The sequence below is a fragment of the Pseudomonas sp. RIT778 genome (genome assembly GCF_019718735.1).
Taxonomy (GTDB): Bacteria; Pseudomonadota; Gammaproteobacteria; order Pseudomonadales; family Pseudomonadaceae; genus Aquipseudomonas; species Aquipseudomonas aphyarum.
Genome location: NZ_JAIHBA010000001.1, coordinates 132346 through 151175 on the forward strand (window position 1 = coordinate 132346; position 18830 = coordinate 151175).

General features: G+C 61.9%; 25 protein-coding genes. All 25 read right to left on the bottom strand.

Features of this window, described 5'->3' with window-relative positions; all coding sequences use genetic code 11:
- Positions 1–38: 38 nt before the first annotated feature.
- The 25 genes from K5E37_RS00635 to K5E37_RS00755 all read right to left on the bottom strand — a co-directional run bounded on the left by K5E37_RS00635 (position 39) and on the right by K5E37_RS00755 (position 18785).
- Positions 39–539 carry a CinA family protein gene (locus K5E37_RS00635; RefSeq protein ID WP_221532884.1) on the bottom strand — a complete coding sequence of 167 codons (501 nt, stop codon included), beginning with the start codon at positions 537–539 and terminating at the stop codon, positions 39–41.
- Positions 540–607: 68 nt separating this feature from the next.
- Positions 608–1138 (bottom strand): lysis system i-spanin subunit Rz, encoded by a 531-nt coding sequence (locus tag K5E37_RS00640; protein WP_221532885.1) that lies wholly within the window; start codon positions 1136–1138, stop codon positions 608–610.
- Positions 1120–1683: a glycoside hydrolase family 19 protein gene (locus K5E37_RS00645; RefSeq protein ID WP_221532886.1), complete on the bottom strand. Its 564-nt coding sequence runs from the start codon at positions 1681–1683 to the stop codon at positions 1120–1122. Before K5E37_RS00645 ends, K5E37_RS00640 begins: the two co-directional genes overlap by 19 nt.
- Before the next feature lie 33 nt (positions 1684–1716).
- Positions 1717–1971 carry a hypothetical protein gene (locus K5E37_RS00650; protein ID WP_221532887.1) on the bottom strand — a complete coding sequence of 85 codons (255 nt, stop codon included), beginning with the start codon at positions 1969–1971 and terminating at the stop codon, positions 1717–1719.
- Positions 1971–3131 carry a hypothetical protein gene (locus K5E37_RS29545; RefSeq protein WP_221532888.1) on the bottom strand — a complete coding sequence of 387 codons (1161 nt, stop codon included), beginning with the start codon at positions 3129–3131 and terminating at the stop codon, positions 1971–1973. The genes K5E37_RS00650 and K5E37_RS29545 overlap by 1 nt, the downstream gene beginning before the upstream one ends.
- An 18-nt stretch (positions 3132–3149) precedes the next feature.
- A complete protein-coding gene (locus K5E37_RS00660) occupies positions 3150–3596 on the bottom strand; it encodes a phage tail assembly chaperone (RefSeq protein WP_221532889.1) in 447 nt (148 codons plus the stop codon).
- Positions 3597–4496 carry a phage tail protein gene (locus K5E37_RS00665; protein ID WP_221532890.1) on the bottom strand — a complete coding sequence of 300 codons (900 nt, stop codon included), beginning with the start codon at positions 4494–4496 and terminating at the stop codon, positions 3597–3599.
- Between the two features lie 41 nt (positions 4497–4537).
- On the bottom strand, positions 4538–5005 hold the full coding sequence (locus K5E37_RS00670) for a phage tail assembly chaperone (RefSeq protein WP_221532891.1): 468 nt from the start codon (positions 5003–5005) through the stop codon (positions 4538–4540).
- Positions 5005–5931 carry a hypothetical protein gene (locus K5E37_RS00675; RefSeq protein ID WP_221532892.1) on the bottom strand — a complete coding sequence of 309 codons (927 nt, stop codon included), beginning with the start codon at positions 5929–5931 and terminating at the stop codon, positions 5005–5007. The genes K5E37_RS00670 and K5E37_RS00675 overlap by 1 nt, the downstream gene beginning before the upstream one ends.
- 22 nt (positions 5932–5953) lie before the next feature.
- The gene (locus tag K5E37_RS00680; RefSeq protein ID WP_221532893.1) at positions 5954–6520 is read right to left on the bottom strand and encodes a tail fiber assembly protein; all 567 of its coding nucleotides are present in this window, start codon (positions 6518–6520) and stop codon (positions 5954–5956) included.
- A gap of 7 nt (positions 6521–6527) precedes the next feature.
- On the bottom strand, positions 6528–7622 hold the full coding sequence (locus K5E37_RS00685; RefSeq protein ID WP_221532894.1) for a phage tail protein: 1095 nt from the start codon (positions 7620–7622) through the stop codon (positions 6528–6530).
- A 33-nt stretch (positions 7623–7655) separates the two neighbouring features.
- On the bottom strand, positions 7656–8117 hold the full coding sequence (locus K5E37_RS00690; protein WP_221532895.1) for a phage tail assembly chaperone: 462 nt from the start codon (positions 8115–8117) through the stop codon (positions 7656–7658).
- Between the two features lie 8 nt (positions 8118–8125).
- Positions 8126–8746 (bottom strand): hypothetical protein, encoded by a 621-nt coding sequence (locus tag K5E37_RS29350; protein WP_258712972.1) that lies wholly within the window; start codon positions 8744–8746, stop codon positions 8126–8128.
- A gap of 11 nt (positions 8747–8757) precedes the next feature.
- Positions 8758–9357, bottom strand: a complete 600-nt coding sequence (locus K5E37_RS00700; RefSeq protein WP_039771270.1) for a YmfQ family protein — start codon at positions 9355–9357, stop codon at positions 8758–8760.
- Complete coding sequence (locus K5E37_RS00705) at positions 9345–10388, bottom strand: baseplate J/gp47 family protein (protein WP_127797091.1); 1044 nt, start codon at positions 10386–10388, stop codon at positions 9345–9347. Before K5E37_RS00705 ends, K5E37_RS00700 begins: the two co-directional genes overlap by 13 nt.
- Positions 10378–10776: a phage GP46 family protein gene (locus tag K5E37_RS00710; protein WP_169429101.1), complete on the bottom strand. Its 399-nt coding sequence runs from the start codon at positions 10774–10776 to the stop codon at positions 10378–10380. The genes K5E37_RS00705 and K5E37_RS00710 overlap by 11 nt, the downstream gene beginning before the upstream one ends.
- A complete protein-coding gene (locus tag K5E37_RS00715; RefSeq protein ID WP_011332728.1) occupies positions 10776–11285 on the bottom strand; it encodes a phage baseplate assembly protein V in 510 nt (169 codons plus the stop codon). Before K5E37_RS00715 ends, K5E37_RS00710 begins: the two co-directional genes overlap by 1 nt.
- A gap of 27 nt (positions 11286–11312) precedes the next feature.
- Complete coding sequence (locus tag K5E37_RS00720; protein ID WP_007954902.1) at positions 11313–12356, bottom strand: phage baseplate assembly protein; 1044 nt, start codon at positions 12354–12356, stop codon at positions 11313–11315.
- Between the two features lie 3 nt (positions 12357–12359).
- Positions 12360–13595, bottom strand: a complete 1236-nt coding sequence (locus K5E37_RS00725; protein ID WP_221532896.1) for a DNA circularization protein — start codon at positions 13593–13595, stop codon at positions 12360–12362.
- Positions 13582–15690 carry a hypothetical protein gene (locus K5E37_RS00730; RefSeq protein ID WP_221532897.1) on the bottom strand — a complete coding sequence of 703 codons (2109 nt, stop codon included), beginning with the start codon at positions 15688–15690 and terminating at the stop codon, positions 13582–13584. The genes K5E37_RS00725 and K5E37_RS00730 overlap by 14 nt, the downstream gene beginning before the upstream one ends.
- A gap of 130 nt (positions 15691–15820) precedes the next feature.
- The gene (locus tag K5E37_RS00735; RefSeq protein ID WP_003222226.1) at positions 15821–16117 is read right to left on the bottom strand and encodes a phage tail assembly protein; all 297 of its coding nucleotides are present in this window, start codon (positions 16115–16117) and stop codon (positions 15821–15823) included.
- The gene (locus tag K5E37_RS00740; RefSeq protein WP_007908779.1) at positions 16114–16461 is read right to left on the bottom strand and encodes a phage tail tube protein; all 348 of its coding nucleotides are present in this window, start codon (positions 16459–16461) and stop codon (positions 16114–16116) included. The genes K5E37_RS00735 and K5E37_RS00740 overlap by 4 nt, the downstream gene beginning before the upstream one ends.
- A 67-nt stretch (positions 16462–16528) precedes the next feature.
- Positions 16529–18025 carry a phage tail sheath subtilisin-like domain-containing protein gene (locus K5E37_RS00745; RefSeq protein WP_007954896.1) on the bottom strand — a complete coding sequence of 499 codons (1497 nt, stop codon included), beginning with the start codon at positions 18023–18025 and terminating at the stop codon, positions 16529–16531.
- On the bottom strand, positions 18025–18204 hold the full coding sequence (locus K5E37_RS00750) for a DUF2635 domain-containing protein (RefSeq protein ID WP_007954893.1): 180 nt from the start codon (positions 18202–18204) through the stop codon (positions 18025–18027). The genes K5E37_RS00745 and K5E37_RS00750 overlap by 1 nt, the downstream gene beginning before the upstream one ends.
- Positions 18201–18785 (bottom strand): hypothetical protein, encoded by a 585-nt coding sequence (locus K5E37_RS00755; protein ID WP_221532898.1) that lies wholly within the window; start codon positions 18783–18785, stop codon positions 18201–18203. The genes K5E37_RS00750 and K5E37_RS00755 overlap by 4 nt, the downstream gene beginning before the upstream one ends.
- Between the last annotated feature and the right edge of the window lie 45 nt (positions 18786–18830).

Consider the following 18830-nt stretch of genomic DNA (forward strand, 5'->3'; position numbering starts at 1 on the left):
TAAGTAGCCAGTATTATTCCACAGCGTTCACGGATCGCCTACCCCTGATTTTCGATTTCTCGTGCCGCTAGTCGCAGCAAGCCCTCTAGCGCGGCCTTCACCGTTTGTCGGCGGACGTCGTCGCGGTTACCGGCGAAGTGCTGGACCTCACTGGAAATCTGGTCGCCCACGCCCCACGCCAGCCATACGGTGCCCACCGGTTTGTTCGGCGAACCACCGTCCGGCCCGGCCACGCCACTGACCGCCACGGCAAACCGCGCCAGGCTTTTCTCCTGGGCGCCGCGCACCATGGCCTCGACCACTTCGCGACTGACCGCACCCACGGTGCCGAACAGCTCCGTCGGTACATTCAGTTGCTGGGTTTTCTGGCGATTGGAGTAGGTCACGTAACCCGCTTCGAACCACGCCGAACTCCCAGGAATGCGGGTGATGGCTTCGGCAATCCCACCACCGGTACAGGACTCGGCCGTAGTGACGTGGGCATTGAGCAATTGCAGACGTCGGCCAAGTTCGGCCGCCAGTTGGGTGATTTCTTTCACGGCGCGCTCCGGATCGGATGGAATGGGTACCACCGTACACGAGCCGGTTGCGCTTTCAATACACAAGCTTATTCAAAATGTGCAGGCGCCAGCGCTCTGATATAGGCCTGACAAGCCTGCAAGGCGATCAGTCCACGGTCGCCTTCGCCGGTGATGGCGACAATTCGTCGAGCATGCGCCGGGTCAAGTCGGGCGCGTACGGCTGCATGATCCACGCCGCCGGCGCTGGAGGTGGCTGGCACACCGCAACCTTGGGCAGTGTCGCCTGCGTCGATGAGGACTGACAGGCGCAGATCAGCAGTGGCAAGACGATCGCGCAGGCGATCCTGATCACGTTGGGCATCGTTCAGTGCTCGGTAATGGGTTTGTTCGCTGACCGCGAGCCGTTGCTCCAGGGCCAGACGCTTGTCCTGTTCGGCCTGTTGCGCGGTGGCGGCCGTCAGAGTCAGTTGATTAAGGGTTTCGGCGTGCAACCGCGCCTGTTCGGCCAGTTGGCGGCCGTAGCGCCAGTCCTGAAACTGCCACGCCAGCGCTGCCGAACCTGCGGCCAGCAGCATCAGGCCGATCAGCCGCCAGACGCTCAGACCGAAGGCAGGCATAGCAACGCCCTCGCCCGCCCCCAAAGTTCCAGGCGATCCTGCAAGCCGTTCAACCCGCCGTTGATCCGCCGGGTAATGCTGTTGAACTGATCCTGATCCGCCAGCGCGTTCAGGCCGTTCTGCGCCCAGAACCATGCGGCGGACTCGGCCGCCCATTGCGGTTGTTCCAGCAGTTCCGGCAGCGCCAGCAAGCGCTCGTCACCGAACAGCCCGAGGCTGCACTGGCGATAGTTGGCGCGGCCGGTAATCTGGATCAGCCCGCGCCCGCGATACTTCTGCCCGTCGCCATCGGCCTCGGGCGTGTTGCCCAATCGCAAGGACAGCGTACCGGTGTCGTACTTGCTCAGGTATTGGTTGTTGCCCAGTTCACGCACGTACTGCAATTGCCCCGACTCGTGTCCGATCTGGGCGAGAAACGCAGCCACGCGTTTAGGTGTGTCGATGCGATGGCGAGCCATGGCATCGTTGAGTGCAGAAACAAAAACGCCCGCTTGGCGGCGGGCGTTGGGCATGATGTTGAGTAGGTTGTCTTCAGTAATTTGCATAATGCTCGGTCCTCCCTGGATGTCCCGATTGAATCACGACTGACGGCCAAGACCGGTCAGCCATTTCTTTGCCAGGGTTTTCAGGGTTCCTTCCGGGGCACTTTCTTCCGGCGACGAAAACACCCAGCCAAGGGTGCCGAAGTTTGCCGACCAGTCGATTTGTGGCGCGGGCGCTACGTCGGAGATGTCGACCCAGAGCAGATCCGGGTGAAACATCTCGACCATGTTTCCATCGGTCGAAAACAACTCGACCACCGTGTTTTCAACAACGCGTGCGTAGGTTTTCATCAGGCGTACTCGTAAATGATCACGACGCCTCGCGCGCCAGCACCACCGGGGCGGGCTGCCTGGTTGTTCGCGTTAGCGATACCACCCCCTCCGGAACCGTATCCGGAGCCCGGTGCTGCCAGAGCAGAGGCCGCGCTGCTGCCATACCCTCCACTGCCCAATGGTGAATTGCCACCATGCCCTGCAAGCACCGATAAATTGACGCAAATGCCCGGACTGCCTGCGGCTCCCGCCATATTGACTATATTGCCGCCCGAAGGCGCGAGACTTGGATAGCCGCCCGTATTCAAGCCGAACGAGGGCAGAGACAACGCCGAGAACCCTGGCGATCCACCGCCACCGGTAGCAGAAACCAACGAACCGAAGGAGCTGGTTCCGCCACCCCCGCCTCCCTCCGCGACAGCTCCACCGGCTCCGCCGCTACCTACCGTGACCGTCTGACTGCTGCCAATCGCTGCGGATGCAAGCCACGCTTCAGCGTAACCACCCGAAGCACCACCACCCGCCATGGAAATCTGATTGGAACCGGTCGCCGGAATCCCTGCACTGCCGCCACCGCCACCGATGACCTTGACCCACACATTTTTCATCCCGACGCTGGGCACGTAGACGCCAGACGCGGTAAAGGTGCGCACACCCAACAATCGGCCAGTGGTGGCATTGCCACCGCTGGCATACACCAGCAACCAACTGTCCAGTGCTGCGCTGAACACCACCGAGCACACGCTGCCACCGACAATTTCGGCAGGTCGCAACGCACTCTGTGCCAGACTCAAAAGCGGTTTGGGCAGAAGACCATTCGGCGCAAATGTGCTCGCCCCTGTATTGGCATTACCTGCGGTGAAACGCAGCGCCAGACCGTCCTTCAACGTCGTGATGGCGGGCACGTAGTTGGCCATGTAGAGATTGGCAGCGCCGATATCCGCTGCATGCTTGTCCTCACCGGCCTGGCTTATTTTCCTGAGCGCCTGCAACAACTGCGTCGCATCGCTTTCGCTCGGTTCAAGGCCCGCAGACTTGACGACATTCAACAGCTCATCGGTGACACCGTTGCCCCAGGTCGCAGGAATCAGCGACCCCGGCAAACCACCGACAACGTCTTCATTGACGAACTTGCCGTTCACCAGCCCGATGCCGGGAACGCTTTTCGGGTAATCCATTTCAGTTTCCTTGATCCATTAGAGTGCCGAGGCCAACCAGCGCGGCGCTACCGGGCGATGCTCGCTGAACGGGAAAAACGACGCCTGCGGCCAGTCCCGCAACGCCCGCCGGAACGTTTGCAGTTCGGCGTATTGCTCGGTAGTCAGGGTGGTGCCGCCGCCGTCCTCCAGCTCATCGCGGTCACGGGCCACCAGGCCGTCGGTCGCGGCCAATTGCGCCGTGCGCCAGCGGCGTTCTACGTCAGCCGCTACTTCGGCAGAGGGAGGCGGTGGATCGACCAATACCGGATAACCGTTGTCCGCACGCACGCCGATCACTTTTGCAGACACCGTCAGTTGTTGCAGCAGCGATTCCCAGTACGCCTGGGGAATTTCGATGACGTCATCGGGAATGTCCGACGAATTGATACCCGGTACATAAACGCCCCGGGTGCTGGCGCTGAACAGAACGTTGAACGGATTCATTCAATAGCCCTTTGCGTGATAGAGGACAGTCCAGTTAGGCGAGACATCACCGGTGTAACTGCGGATTTTCAGAGTGCATCCCTGTTTGCTCGGAGCCGGAGTGCCCGTGAGAATGACCATGGCACCATCTCCCCCCGAATGAATCGCCACGATCGAGCTGAACGCGTTGGGGAAGGAAATAGGGAAGACAACTCTGATTTCGCCGTTTGCATCCGAAACAGCCATGCCCCACTGATCGATGTTGCCGGTCGCATGCCGCTGATAACCGCTATTGCCGCTGGATCCGCTCAACAGCGACGAGTACCGGTTACTCATTGTTCCGCCAATCAACCGCCATTGGTTGTCGAGCTTGATGAACTCGGCGCAATCGCCAAGCCCGAGGACGATCGGCCCGCCAGCGCCATTGGAGGCCTTGATAACATCGCTGCCGACCGTTGCGATGGTCAAAACGCCGGTGCCGGCATTGATCACCTGAAGGGTGCTGCCGTGGGCAATGTTGCTCGTGGCCGGCAACGTCGTGGAAATCGCTGTCGCACTGGAAAAGCTGGCGACTCCACCGACGTTGGCCGCGGTTAGCGCAACACCTGCTGCATACGAAGCAAACCCCGAATACTGCAGTCCGCTACGGGTCACGAATGCGGTAGTGGCGACCGTCTGACTGTTGTCGAACTGCGGTGGGGTCGCAAACAGCTTGTTGCTGCGCAATGCCGTCAATACTTGATCGGTTCGAGTCTCGGACGGCGTGAGGCCAGCGGCCTGGATGACCGTCAGCAGCTCCTGAGTGATGCCGTTGCCCCAGCTGGCCGGGATCAAGGATCCCGGCTTGCCGGTGACCGGGTCTTCATCGACAAACTTGCCGCTCACCAGACCTGCGCTGGGAACACTATTGGGGTAGTCCAAGATTTATCTCCTTATCTGAATACATGGATTGCGTGAGGGCCTCAGCCAATCTGGCCGACCAACCACTGCGGCGCTGATGGCCGTGAAACGGATGACGGAAATGCGCCGGCACCAGGCCAGTCGCGCAACGCCTGGCGGTACTCAAGCAGCTCCAGATAGTGCTGGGCCTTGAGCGTTGTTCCGCGTCCCAGTTCCTGCTCGTCGCGATGGCGGGTGACCTGCCATTCAGTGGCTGCGATTGCGGACTGGCGCCAGATTCGCTCTGCCGCCAGAGGCTCCTTGTCCTCGACCATTGGGGGTTGAGCGATGACAGGACTTTGCGGTTCGCGCGAAGGCTCGATAGCGCGAGCCGCCTCGGGCATCGGCACGCCGATTTCGACGCTCACACCTTCGGGCACCTGCACCATCGCAGCGACAAAAGCAGGCGCGAAGAGTTGGTCGATCGCGTAGTCACCGGTGTCGATCACTTCGATCGCAACACCGTTTTCAATACGTGCATACATGACCATTAGGCGTACTCCCAGATTTCACAGAAAGCGTTGCCGCCGGCACCGCTCAGAAACGACACAGACGTGTTGTTGGAGCAGGTACCTCCACCTCCGGAACCTCGAACCCCCGCATAGCCATTGCCGTTGACACCGGTGGACGACGCACCGCCATCAAACGGGCTGGCCCCCCCGGTGCCGGAAAGCACGCCCCAATTGTTGTTGAACATCGCGAACCCACCGCTCATGCCGCGGGCGTTGGTCAGATTGCCGCCCGTGACCACCTGACCACCGGGGCCGCCCTGGACGAAGCCGTTCGCCGTGGGTCCCACGGCGACAGCCAGAACCGATCCGCCAGCGCCACCGGCAGCACTCATCAAAGAACCGAACGAAGCGCCGCCCCCCGCCAAGCCAGCCACCGTGCGGGAGGCGCCACCGGCGCCCAGCGTGACCGGCACGCCGGCGAGCATGTCCGTTGTCACTTCGTACAGACCTTCCGCATAGGCACCGGCGCCACCGCCTCCGCCAATTCGCAGAGTGCTCACCTCGACAGGTGCACATCCCCCCCCTGAACCTCCCGCGCCGACCAGCCGGACACGAATCCTTTTCGCATTGGGGTTGGGGCGGTAAACCGTGATGCCGACCGTCTCGATCTGCCGGACCGCCAGCAACCTTCCCACTGCATCGGTGATGCCGTAGCCCGCCAGCGTGGTCGGGTTGTTCTTCAGTTTGGTGAAGTCGACAAGGGCGCCAATGGCCGTTGCCAACTGATTGGTTTTGCTCTCGTCCGGCGTCAGTCCGGCGGCCTTGATGGCGTTGAGAATTTCTTGCGTGACACTGTTGCCCCAGGCGGCGGGGATCAACGATCCGGGCGTGCCGGCAACCGGGTTTTCATCGACAAAACCGCCATTGACCAGGCCGACGCCGGGAATACTGTTTGGATAATCCATTGCACGGTTCCCTGTGCTGCAATCAGTTGGTTACGCCTGCGCCGGGGACTGCCGGCCAAGTGACTTCGCCGGGGAAACCGGCCTGCTTTTCTATACGGTTCAGCTCGACGCTGTAGAGCTTCCATTCAAGCAATTGCAGTTGCTCTTCGTGGCTGGCGTCGCCGATGTCTTCGGCGTATTGCAGCGGAGCAATGCGCAGGACGGCGTCGCGAAGCAGCGTGTCGCGCTTTTCCAGAACCTGTTGGCTGACGCTGTGCAAACGGGCTTGCTCATCCAGTTGCCATGCGTTGTCGCGCCACACATGGAATTCCCCGGGCCAGGGCTGCGTTGTCAAGGTTTCGGGCAGCTCCCCCAACTCACTCCAGATCTGCTGCCCGCCGCCGTCCTTGCGAAAAACCGGACCGCGCCGGTCAATCACTTCTCGCGGTACACCGTTGATCAGGGCCCAGGTACGACCGGCTTCAGGCGCGGGTAATTCGAACGACAACTCCACCGCGTTGCCGGGCAGTTGAATACCGATGCCTGGGGTCACGAAAAACTCGACAGGCCCGGACAAAACGCCCGCGCCGTCAAACAGATAATTGAACATAGGCACCTCAGATGAGCTTGATACGGCCGGGATAGGCAATGTTGCGAGGGCGGGACTTGAACGCCAGCAGCAAAGTGTTGGCAGCATCTCGTTGGTAGGTTGTATTGGCAGGGAAGACAGGGCCGCCGTTGACCAGTCCGGACACGTATTGCGGCTCTTCACGAGACTCGGCACCGAAGCCGGTCAGGCTGTCCGACCACCACGCGCCCACCGCACCGGCACCATTGGAGCCCATGGCATACGAGTGAATCGATCCGGCCTGAAAGGCCCCCATGGCACGGCCGGTGTCCACGCCCCTGCCCTCGTCCAGAACCCGCAGAAACTCGCCTCGCCCTTCAGGGCCACGGAAGGTTGACGCGCCGTCACCCGACGTCCATTTACCTTCGTTGCCCGCACGCGCCGCTTCAGTGCCCAACATTCCCGAAAGCTGGGCGTGGTCCCACAGCCAGGGCCACTCGGCACGTTTCATGACCGTACCATTGAGCGCACCGTAACCACCGGGACTGAGCAAGGTGGTGGTCTCGAAAAACGGCCGGCCAAGCGGAGTGTTGTCAAACCGACCGACCGGCCACCAGCTACCCGAAGCATCACTGCGCAAATGCCACCAGTCGCCGCCGCCCATCAACACCAGAAACGGATAGCCGCTGGGTGACAGGTGAGTGTGGAAACGAATACGGTCGGAACCCGACGCCTGAACGATCAGGCGGTTGCCGCTGTTATCCATGCGACGAACAATCACATCGCGCACACCCAGCGCCGCGTTTGCCGGTGGCAACGTCACCGTCACGGCACTGGATCCGCCATCGATCAGCACCAGGCCCAGCTCCGGGTCGGTCAGTGCCTTGGATGCAGTCAGCCGCGTTACTACCGAGCGCATCGGGCTGGCATTGCCGACAATCGATTGAATGGCTTTGAGCAGCTGACCGGTATCGGCCTCGGCGGCTGTCAGCCCGGCGCCGCTGATCACGTTGAGTATTTCTTGTGTAACGCTGTTGCCCCACACCGCCGGAATCAATGAACCCGGCGTTCCCGCCACAGGATTTTCATCGACGAACCGGCCATCGACCAGGCCGACGCTGGGGACGCTCTTTGGATAATCCATTCTCTTGACTCCTGTTCTCTTACGCCGTGCGCATCATTGCCGGACCGTCTTTCTGGCTCGGGTTTTCTTCACCGTTGTGTCGCCGATCACCGACCAGTCGGGCCGATTGGCAATGGCAGGGAATTGCGTGGAAGAAGGCCAATCGCGCAAATCGCGCCGGTACTGCTGCAACGTTGTGTAGTTCTCAGCCGACAGCGTGGTCTTTTCCATCGTCTCCAACTCGTCGCGATGGCGTGTGATCAATGGGTCTGTTTTGACCAATTGCGCATCGCGCCAATGGCGCTCGGCATTGGCTAAGTCTTCCGGCGTCATGGGAGCTGCATCGGCCAGAATCGGAAAGCCGTTCGCCCGACAGACGATCACTTGATTGCGCCTGCAGCCGTCCATCAGCTCGTCGCGATGCGCGGGCGATATTTCCACGGCGTCCTTGGGAATGGCCGTGTTGACCCGAGAATCGAAAAAGCCTTGAGTCGAAGGACTCCAGTAAATTTTCATAGCGAGACCTATCTGCCGATGGCGATGAATTGGGCACCCAGAAAAGCGCTGGAGCCTCTGGACGTAATGGCTGAAAGACCTTTGGGTGACGCCGCGAGATAACCAATGGAGCCGGAAGTCGGGGTGTATCCGTTAGAGACCGTCAGACCATAAAAGGCAGAGTTGAAGCTGACCGGCAGAGTGGTGGTGACATCAGTCGCTGCGCTGTTGACGTAGCCCCACTGAATGACCAGGCCGCCCATCCAGAACGGAAACGCGAAGTAACCACCCCACGTGCCATTGACCAGACTGAAACCCAGCTTCAGTTTTTTCGGGGTAACAGCCACCGAGTCATCCACACCGGCGGCGACCTGATCCTGCGTGGCGACCTTCATCACACCTGCATTGGTTTCTGCGGCCTGAACAGGCAATTTATCGCTGATACTTTTCGCGATCGCTTGCTGAAGCTGACTGTGATCCTGTTCGTCGGGCACGATGGCAGCCGCCTTGATCACATTGACGATTTCTTCCGTAACGCCGTTACCCCACGCAGCAGGAATCAATGACCCTGGTGTCCCGTTGATCGGGTTCTCATCGACAAATTTCCCATTCACCAGACCGGCGCTGGGCACACTCTTCGGATAATCCATTGCGTTACTCCCTAGTCATAGTTGATGTGCACCTTGGTATGCGCCGGTGCCGCCCGGTGGATCAGGCATTCCAGCGCCGAGCCCGGATTCACGCCAAAGCGCTCGCCCCAGTAACTCGCGCCATAACGCCGGCCGAGCAGCAGCCGGCCGCCGGTGTTGAGTGTCCACATGAACTGCGCTTCCCAGGTGCCCCAATGCGCCGCACCGAAACGCGAACGGCCCATGCGCGGAGCTTCGAGTTCAGTGATGGTGGCGTTGGGGTAACCCTGGCTTTTGGCGATTTCCAGGTAGTAGCCGACGGCCTGGCTGCCGACCGCCAGCAAGCGGCGGCGCACGGCGAGGCGACGGTCGTCGAACAGCGGCGTGGCGCCGAGGCACGGGTCGGGCAGGTTCATCACCTGTTCCCAGTCCGGCACCAGTTCGCTGACGCCGGCCGGGTCCATCTCGTTGAGCAGATCGGCGGCGCGGGCGTCGAGGCGGGCGAGCTCGACGGCGACGCCTTCCAGCACCTCCTCAAGCTCCGGCACGCGCTCCGGATCCCATGCCGGGCCGCTCGGCAGCAAGGCACGCAATTGCGCCTGGTATTGCGCGGCGGTTCTTATGGCAGCCATACGCAACCCCCGAAGGTGAGCAGTTCGCTGTCACCCGCGGCCACGTTCGCCACCGGGGCCGAAAGCACATGATCGGTTTCACCCGCCGCGCTGCTGATCGCTTCGCGGATATGGCTGATCAACAGATCCTCGCCCAGGTCGGCTTCACGGTTATGCAGATCGCGCAACTGGGTTTCGACGGCGGCGCGCACGGCGGTGGTGTCGGGGGTCAGCTTCAGTTGATAGGTCACCGGTTTCTGCACCGGCGGACGTACATGCACTTCGGCGGTCACCGGGCGCAGCGGCTCAATGTAGGCCTGCACTTCGGCCAGTTGATCGGCATTCGGCACCGGTTGCGGATCGTCGTCGCGCATGATGTACACGCCGACGGTGCCCGGCCCGAGGAAGCCGCCACGGCACCACGCGCGGGTCACACCCGGCACTTCCAGCGCCCAGGTTTCATAGTCGCTGGCGGAACCGCCGTGGGGGATCACGCGATAGGAACGGATCACCCGCGAGCGCAACGACTCCAGGCTTTCACGTGCCACGCCACCGTTCAGTCCGGGCGCCAGCACCACAAAACTGTTGCCGACCACACCGGCGATCGGCTGCACCGGCGTCAACGCCAGCCCGGCCTCGGCGTTACCCAGACTGCCGGCATCCAGCGCGGCGATGCTGGTGCTGTTGACGCCATTGACGGTGGTGCGCGCGGCAGTGACTTTGAAGGTGCGGCCATCACTCGCCTGCAGCAACGTATCAGCGTCCAGCACCGCGCCCGCCGTCGCGTTGAAGCTGACGTTGCCGGTGGCGACCTGCGCCGGTTTGCGCGGCTGGTTCAGGCGCAGCGCGGCGATGCGTTCCAGGGTCGACTCGTCGGCGGTGTCGGGCAGGATCTGCTCGGCAATCCAGTCGAGGTAGCCGTACAGGCCATAAGCGGCGCCGCCGAGTGTGCGGGCCAGGACTTGCGCATCGGACTGGCGCAGCGAATCGCCGGCCAGGTCGCTTTGGGTGCGCTTGATCAGCACCGGCAGCGAAGGGGTTTCAAACGGCATAGATCACCTGCCAACTGTTATCGGGGTTGATGTCCAGGCGTTCGCCGTCGGCCAGGGTCAGGACCGTGCGCAGGTTCAGGCGCTGGGCGTCGAGGCGTTCGCTGATGATGTCGATGGCGCTGCAATGGCCGTCGTCGATCAGCCACTGCAAGGCTTCGCGGGCATAGAACTCGGCGTCCATCTGGGTCTGGCGGGTCAGCTTGACGCGGCGCAGCAGCCACAGCCGCGAGCCGATACGATCGTCGGCCACGGTGGGAAAGGTATCGCCCCACCAGCCGAAACGCTCCTCGTCGTCGAGGGCATCGTCGTCGGCGGCGCGGCGCCAGGTAAACAGGCTGATCAGCACCGAACGGGTCAGTGCGGCGTGGAGGTTCTGACTGAAAAGCATCACTGACCTCCCGCCGGCGCGCCGGTCTGGCCACTGCCCGCCTGCACGCCAACATGCACATGCTTGATCTGGCTGATGCCGCCGGCCACCTGATCGCCTTTGGAAACGATCTTGCCGGTCTGGTTGATCACCGGCGTCTCGAAGTTCACGGCGGTGCTGGCGCGGATGTTCAACGTGGCGGTTTCGATGTCGATGATCCGTCCACGCTTGAAGTGAATTTTGTCGCCTTCGTCGGTGTAGATCGCCACCTCGCCGGCCGCCAGCGATTGCAGGCGGTAACGGCGGTCGGCGACCACCAGGGCGATGGCGTGGGAACGGTCGCCGCCGAGAAACGTGACGACACCTTCGGCACCGGCCAGCGGGTGGCTGGTGAAACCGTAGGGTTCGAAGTGCTCCATGTCGTCGTTCACTTCACCGGCGGTGAGGCGCATTTGCAACGATTGCAGCTTGGATGCCGAATTGGCGAGCACGACAGTGCCGCGCGCCAGCAGGCGTGTCAGTAGGCTCATAGGGTTTCCTTGGAGGGAGGTGCCGGCTCAGGCTTTTTTCGGCGGGGTCGGATTGGCGTCGAAGGTATGCGGCGGCGCCACTTGCAGCGTGGTCACCGAGCCTTGCGCCGACAGCGAGTACGTCACCTTGGAGATCAGCATGTCGCCATCGAAGCCGAGTACCGGATCCTTGACCTTCACCAGCGTGTTGTGGCGCCACAGATCGCCGTTGGACTGGCGCCAGCCCTGCACCTGATAAGTGGTGGTCAGCGCACGGCCCATGCGCGTGGCGCTTTCCCACTGGGCCCGTTGCTGGGCCAGTTCGAACGTCAGTTGCGAGCCTTCATTGATGATCGTGGTGCGACGACGCTTGAAGCTCAGGTCGGTCGCGCTGGATTCAACCTCGCTGACCGCCGCCCCGCTCTTCTTGTCGTTGCCCTTTTGCTGGCCGATCACCCGGTATTCGGAGAACACCTGGCTGTGATCCATCGGCGCATTGGCCGACAGAATGTTCTTGCCCAGCTCCAGCGCATCGCTGGCGCGACCACCGCTGCCCGGTTTGGCCAGCACCAGCCGACCCTCGGCGTCATCGGTGGAAAACACCCGGTACAGCGAGAGCAGACGGTCGATCGACTGAAACACCGTTTCACCCGGAACGATGGTGTGTTTGCTCAGGCGTGCGGTCTCGGGAATCTCGTTGACCACAAACTGCGTGTATTCCCCGGCCAGGGCCTGGACTATGTTCAACAGCGGCTGCTCCTGCCATTGGCCGGGGATGTTTCGCGCCGCACAATCGACCAGATCCTGGGTCTTGGAACTGCCTTCGATGCTCAGGCTGATCTGCCGCCCGTCATAGCTGATCGGGGCCTTGAACACATAACCGGTGAGCACCAGATCCTTGCCGATCCGTACTTCGCACGGGTCGCCGGCCTTGATCCGCTGATCCACGGTCTGCCCCGGCCATTGCCAGGTGATGTCGAGTTTGAAGGTGCGGAACTGGCGCTCCAGGTCCGCGGTGATCTGCACGCTTTTCCAGCCACCGTATTCCATGTTGTTGACGGTCAGCGTGACGCGGTTGTCAGTCTCGTTCATGGCTCACTCCCCCGAGACTTTCACATCGTTGGGCGAGTACCCCGGATGAGACAGACCGTTGCGTTGAATAACCTCGGTAACCCGGGTGGCGTCGCCAAACTGCTTGTAGGCCACAACCACGGCAGGAAAGCTTTCCTGGAAAGTTTTGCTGACCAGTCGCACACCGGACGAAGCCACGGCCTTGAGGTGCGCGATCAGCGCCTCCTTCACATCGGCGATGGCTTGATAGTGCGCGGGGTCGGCCTTGTCCTGGGCCTTTTGCAGCGCTTCGTTCAACTCTTTTTGCAGCGTTTGCAGATCGTCGGTGACCGGCACTTCCTGGCGCGTGACCGGCTGCTTCGATTGCTGGTCCAGCGAAGGTGTCGAAGTCAGTTTCACCGGCGTCGACGCCACCGGCATCGAGGCCACCCATTGCGCCGCTTTGACGATCAGGGTGTCCTGTACCAGGTTGGCCATCGCTTGCGCGGCGGCATTGGTGTCCTTGCCGGTGGTGATTTTCGGCGCGTCGGCCTTGCGGATGGCTTCGAGTTGTTGGGACACGTCGGCAATCACGCCACGGTAGCCCTCCTTCGCGAATGCCTTCAGCTCCTTGATATCGCCGAGCAACCCCTTGAACTCCGCCGCCACTTCCTTGGGCAGCTCCTTCACGGCCCTGACCAGCTCGGTGATCTGCTTGTACTGCGCGATCAGCGGCTTGAGCTGCTCCTTGATCACGTCGTACACGCCGGTGAGGCTGTTGCGCAGATTGGCGATGCCGATCCGCGCCGCCTTGATCAGGGTCATCGCCTGTTCGAAGCGCGCCACCGCCGAACCGAGCAAACCTTCGGCCTTGATCAGCAGGACTTTTTGCGTGCTGACCGTTGCCGTCGGAAACGGCAGCGGTCGGTCCGGGTAGAACTTCAGACTGAAGGTCACCATCCCGCCGTCCTGGCGGGTATGGGTCATGTCGCATTCGCCGACCTTGACCTGCAAGCGCCCCAGCCACGGATGCACCAGTTCGCCGCTGCCCTGCTCCAGGGCCTGGAGCAGCTTGTCGCGCTGCTCCAGGCAATCGGCACCGATGATAAACGCCGTCAGGTCGTGGGTCTTGGCCTGCTGGCCGAGGTCCTCGAAAAACGGCAGGTCGCGTTGCGGGTATTCGTGCAACTGCCCCTTGCGACCGACCGGGGTTTTCGCCTGGTCAATCCAGAAGCCGACACCGCGAAAGGATGCCGGCAACAAACGGTCACGCCAGTTCATTGGAACCTCCCATGGAGAGCGAGCGATAGCCGATGCGCGAACTGAGCGCCAGCCCCGGTTGATTGGTTTGCGGTTGATCGGTGCGCAGCCCCGCCGGCGCATTTTCGAAGCGGACCGTCAGGCCGCCTTCGAGTTGTGTGCGGTTGTTGGCGGCGCTTTGCTGGATCAGGGCGCTGGAGGATTGCGGCAAAGAACTGGTCATTGCCGACGAGGCGGAAGCAGCCGCCGGAGACTGTCCGGTAATCGTCGCCACAACGCCGGAAAAATTGCCATTGAGCAATTCCCGGATGGGTGCGACGACACTCTGCAGTTTTGCCCACAGTTCGCTGAACCAGCCGAGAATCGGCTCCCAGGCTTGCTTGATCGACTCCATCGGCGATTGGCTGAACAGCGTGCCGAAGGCGTTCGCGACCGATAGTGCCTCTGTGGTCAACGATGCCCACAAACCGGAAAAGTAGCCTTTCAAACCGTCCCACTGCGCGATCGCCGATTCCATCGGCGAGAAGTTGAACAGGTTCTGGAACTCGCTTTTCAGCGTCAGCGCACTCGCCCGCAGCACATCCCAGAGCGCAGAAAACACCTCGCCCAGCGGTTGCCAGTTACTTTGAATCAGGCTGAACGGCGACCAGGAGAACGTTGACTTCAGTTGTTCCCAACCGGCTGAAGCCGTTGCTCTCATGTTGTCCAGCACACCGGAGAACATCCCCAGAGCTGAACCCCACACGCCGGAAAGTCTGTCGGCCAGCGAGCCGTCGAACGTTGCCTTGAGCGTGGCCCAACCGGTGGTCGCGCTGGTAGCTGCACGGTTCCAGAACTCGCTGAACACCGTTTGCGTGGAATCCCAGACTTCGGCCAGTTTCGCCTTCGGCGAGGTGTACAGATTGGCCTTCAGCGCTTCCATGCCGGTCGCGGCTTTTGCTGCCGCGCTGTCCCAGAACTCACCGAATACCGTTGCCGTCGCACCCCAGACCTCGGCCAGTTTCGCCTTCGGCGAGGTGTACAGATTGGCCTTCAGCGCTTCCATGCCGGTCGCGGCTTTTGCTGCCGCGCTGTCCCAGAACTCACCGAATACCGTTGCCGTCGCACCCCAGACCTCGGCCAGTTTCGCCTTGGGCGAGGTGTACAGATTGGCCTTCAGTGCTTCCAGGCCGGCGACGCTACCGGCGACGGCGTCGTTCCAGTAATCCTTTACGACAGCGCCAGCCGAATCCCACAGCTCGCCCATCATCGCCCCGAACGCATTCAGGCGCGCGGTCGCGCCCTCTGCAAGACGACTGGCACCGGCAACGGCGTCAGCCTTCATTTCTTCCCACTTCTGTTTGGCCGAGGCTTGCATCGAGTCGAATTTCAGCTTCGCGCCCGATGCCATTTCGTCCCAGCCTTTTTGAACCTTGTCGATACCGCGACGGGTCGAAGCGCTGAGCGATTGCCAGGTCTCGCTGAAGAATCCGCTGATCGATCCCCAGTTGTCGGTAATCAGCCGCGCGCCAATCACGATGACTGCCACCGCTGCAGCAATGGCCGCAGCGATCAGGCCGATCGGTGACGTCAGGATCCCCAGCACCGCAACCAGCCCCATCGCACCGACCGTCACTACCGTGAACGCCACGGCCGCAGCTGCCAGTCCTTCGACGAGATACGGGTTGTTCGCGACGAACTGGCCGATCGAGGTGATCACCGGCGTCAGCGCCGTGACGATACCGTTGACGGCCGGCAATAGCGCCTGACCGATATTCAGCGAAATCTTGTCCAGCGCCTCGTTGAATTTCTCGAGGTTGGCCGAGGTTTCGCCGTGGACAACCTTGGGGACTTTCAGCCCCTTGTTCGCCCTTGCTTTTTTCGCCAGTGCATCCTGCGCTTCGATGGCCTTTTTGATGCCGTCCTGGAACGGCTTGAGCAGCCCACCTTCGGAGATGAATCCGGCGACGTCCAGCGGCTCGAGGCCGCTGTCTTCCATGCTTTTCTTGAATGCTGCGACCTTGCCGCGCAGCCCCTTCATCTCGGCCTCCATTTTCTCGGCGCCCTTGAGCACCACGAGCATGTTGACCGTGACGGGGAAGTTCTGCGGGATCAGGCTCAATTGTGTATTAGCCATCACTGCACCTGCTGCATCGCATTGATCCGTTGCGCGTGCTCCAGCGATTCGCGAAGCACATCCAGTGGCCTGGCCATCATCTGTTCGGGGTCAACCTTCCAGAACCAGGCCAGGTCATAGGCGACCGAAATCAGGTCGGTGATGGCTCCGACGCCGCACTCATGAAAAAACTCGCAACGGCCCAGCTCAGCGCGTTGAGGTCAGCCAGATCCAGCTGGTTGACCGACGACGGCGGAATGCCGGCGCACACGGCGATGTATTTGGCCGCCACGTCCATGTCGAGGCTGACCTCTTCGCTCTTGTCGATCTTGTACGGCAGCGCCTTGATCGCTCGTACCTCCTGCACCGTCGGACGGCGCAGGACGAGTTCGGTCAGGGGCTCGCCGTGAGCTTCGATCGCAACCTGAAGCTTCACGGCGCCGCTCATTGCCAGGTCCCCTTGATGCCTTCGAATTTCAGTTCGATGGTGGCGTCATCGCCTTTGGAGACGGGTTCTTCGACCAGGTAGGCACCGGCCAGTACGTAGACTTTGCCGTTGCTGAATTCGCAGGTGACGGTGATGTCGGTGCCTTCGATCAGCTTCTTCAGCGGGAAGTCGGCGGTGTGCAGCGCGGTCACCTTGAACGATGGCGCGATGTCGGTTTCCTTGTAGAAACCCGGCACGACGGTTTCGCGTTTGACGGCCATCAGCGGGGCTTCGCAGCCGCCATTGATAGTCAGTTGTGCACCGTCGACCTTGACGTAGCAGGTGCCTGCAATCAGTTGACCCATGGTGTTACTCCCTTCAAATAAAAAGCCCACGCAAGGTGGGCTGAAATCACAGTGTCAAACGGGCCGATCAGGCGACGTCGTCGTACTGCAGACGGAACTGGTTGAGCAGTGCGAACACGCGCAGACCGTTGATGTAATCCGGCGGGAACAGCACGTTCACGCGGCTCGGGTCCTGCACGTCGCGCTCGACGATCAGGTGCTCGGCGAACAGCTCGGCGTTTTCCACGTGGCCTTCGAGTTCAAGCTTGGCGTACTGGGCGATCAGCTCGCCGCGAATGGTCGCCGGGGTGACGATCGGCTGGCCGGCGCCGAAACGGGTGCCGTCGGAAGCCAGTTTGTGGCGACCGTATTTGCTGGTGATCACGCTTTGCAGGCGACGCACGATGAACGCCGACTGGTGCATGGTTTCGCTGTCCAGGTACGAGTTGTCAGCCTGGCCGTAAGCGTTCTTCTGGTAGGTGGTGATCGAGCGCTGGATGCGCACGTAGCCGCCTTCGTAGTACGCGGTGGCGATGCCGTAGTTGAGCAGCGACTGACGCTCGGTCAGGGTGAAGCGCTCGCTGGCCGGAGCCGGATCGACGCCCGGCAGGCTGCCGCTCTGGGTCGGACGGCTGGCGTCGGCCGAGATGAACACCGAAGTGCGCGCAGCCAGTGCGGCGGCTTGTACCCACACCGGTTGCGGAACGCCCGGCTCCAGCGCCTGAATGGTCATGTGCTGGTCGTTGCGAGCCTGACCGGCTGCCACCAGCGTGCCGACGGTGCCGCGCTTGGCGCTGTAGACGTGACCGAACAGTTGCTTGGCCCACGACCAGCGACCGGTGCTGTCATCCATCACCGCTTGCCAGGTGTTGAGGGTGGCCAGGTCGGACCATGGCAGCGCGATGAATTCGAACGGCTCGTCGCCCAGTGCGGCAACCGCTTCAACCTGGTCAGGCACACCGACGCCGCCGGTCATGGCGGTGATGGCGGTGGTCAGGCCGGCCGGGGTTTCTTCGCCATTGCTCTTGCCCAGGCGATTGAATTGCAGGCTGATGTCGTTGCCGCTCTCGCCGGTCCATTTGGCGTTCAGAGTGACGACGCCTTCGGCGGCGGCTGCGCTCACCGGCAGATCGGCGGTGGCGTTGATTTTCTGTGCCAGGGCGGTAGCCGCCTGGGCAGCGGTGGCACCGTTGACCACGGTGGCCTGGACGCGGACGCCGCCGACATACAGGTTGAGCACGCCCGCCTGAGTCGCGGTGCCGGTCAGGGTCAGCACGCCTTTGGCGATGGCGCCGGTGGCGTTGTGCAGCGGCAGGCACCAGATCTCACCGATCGGGTCGGCCTTGCGGAAGGTCTCGTACATCGAAGCGAGCATCGAACCCTGGCCGCCAATGCTCTTGGCCAGCGCCACGCTGGAGACCAGCACCAGTTTGCCGACTTCAGTCGGAGCGATGTTGTCGTTGACCTGCGCCACGATCAGGCGGCGCATGGACGAGGACGCGCTATTGGCGGCCGAGTTGTCCATTTCGGCATAGAACAGCGGTACACGAATGTCCGCAGGGATGTTGCTGAATCCGATCGCCATTATTTGGCTCCCTTTTGTTTAGCTGTTGCGGTTTTGAGGGTGATATCGCCGTCGGCCAGACGCCGGCGCCACCAGGCGCTGTCCAGCACTTCACGGCCTTCCAGTGGCAGCAGGTCGCCTGCTTCCGGGTCCGGCACGGCACGGCCGGCGGCCGGCACTACGGTGATGCGGTTGCTCATGGGGTTACGTCTCCAGAGAAAGTCATTTCCACGCGCCCGTCAGGGCCCGGGCGTTTCAGGTTGGGGTCGGCCGGGTCGATCGCATCGACCCGCACGGTGGCCCCGGTAAAGGACGACAAACCGTCCAGTTCGCGTTCGTGCCAACTCTCCGCAGGCTGACTTGGCAGATTGCGGCCGAGCTGGAACTCGGCAAAAAAGCGCAGCCGGTAGAACGCGCGGCTGCTGTTGATCGAGACCGTTTCGCCGCCGTCATAAACGATGGCGCTGTAGTCGTTCGCGGGTTTGAAACCCACCAGCGCGCGCCACAGTTCGGCGCGCAGGTCGTGCAACAGATCCAGCGCTTTTGTGGCGTCCGTGGCATTCAGTGCCAGGATGATTTCGAAGCGGTCGCGGATCGGTTGGCTGGGGGAGTTCTGTGCAGTGCTGACGCTGGCCACGTCGGCCAGCGGTAAAACATGGGCCGAGGGCATCGGCAGATTCGGGTCGCCTTGCAGCAGCGCCAGGTCGACACCTGTCGCGATATGGCCGGCAAGGCTTGGGCATTGCGCACGCAGCTGCGTGAGGATCGGGGAGATCTTCATGGGGAGCGTTCCAGGATGTGTGAGTGGCCACAGTGATGCGTGTGG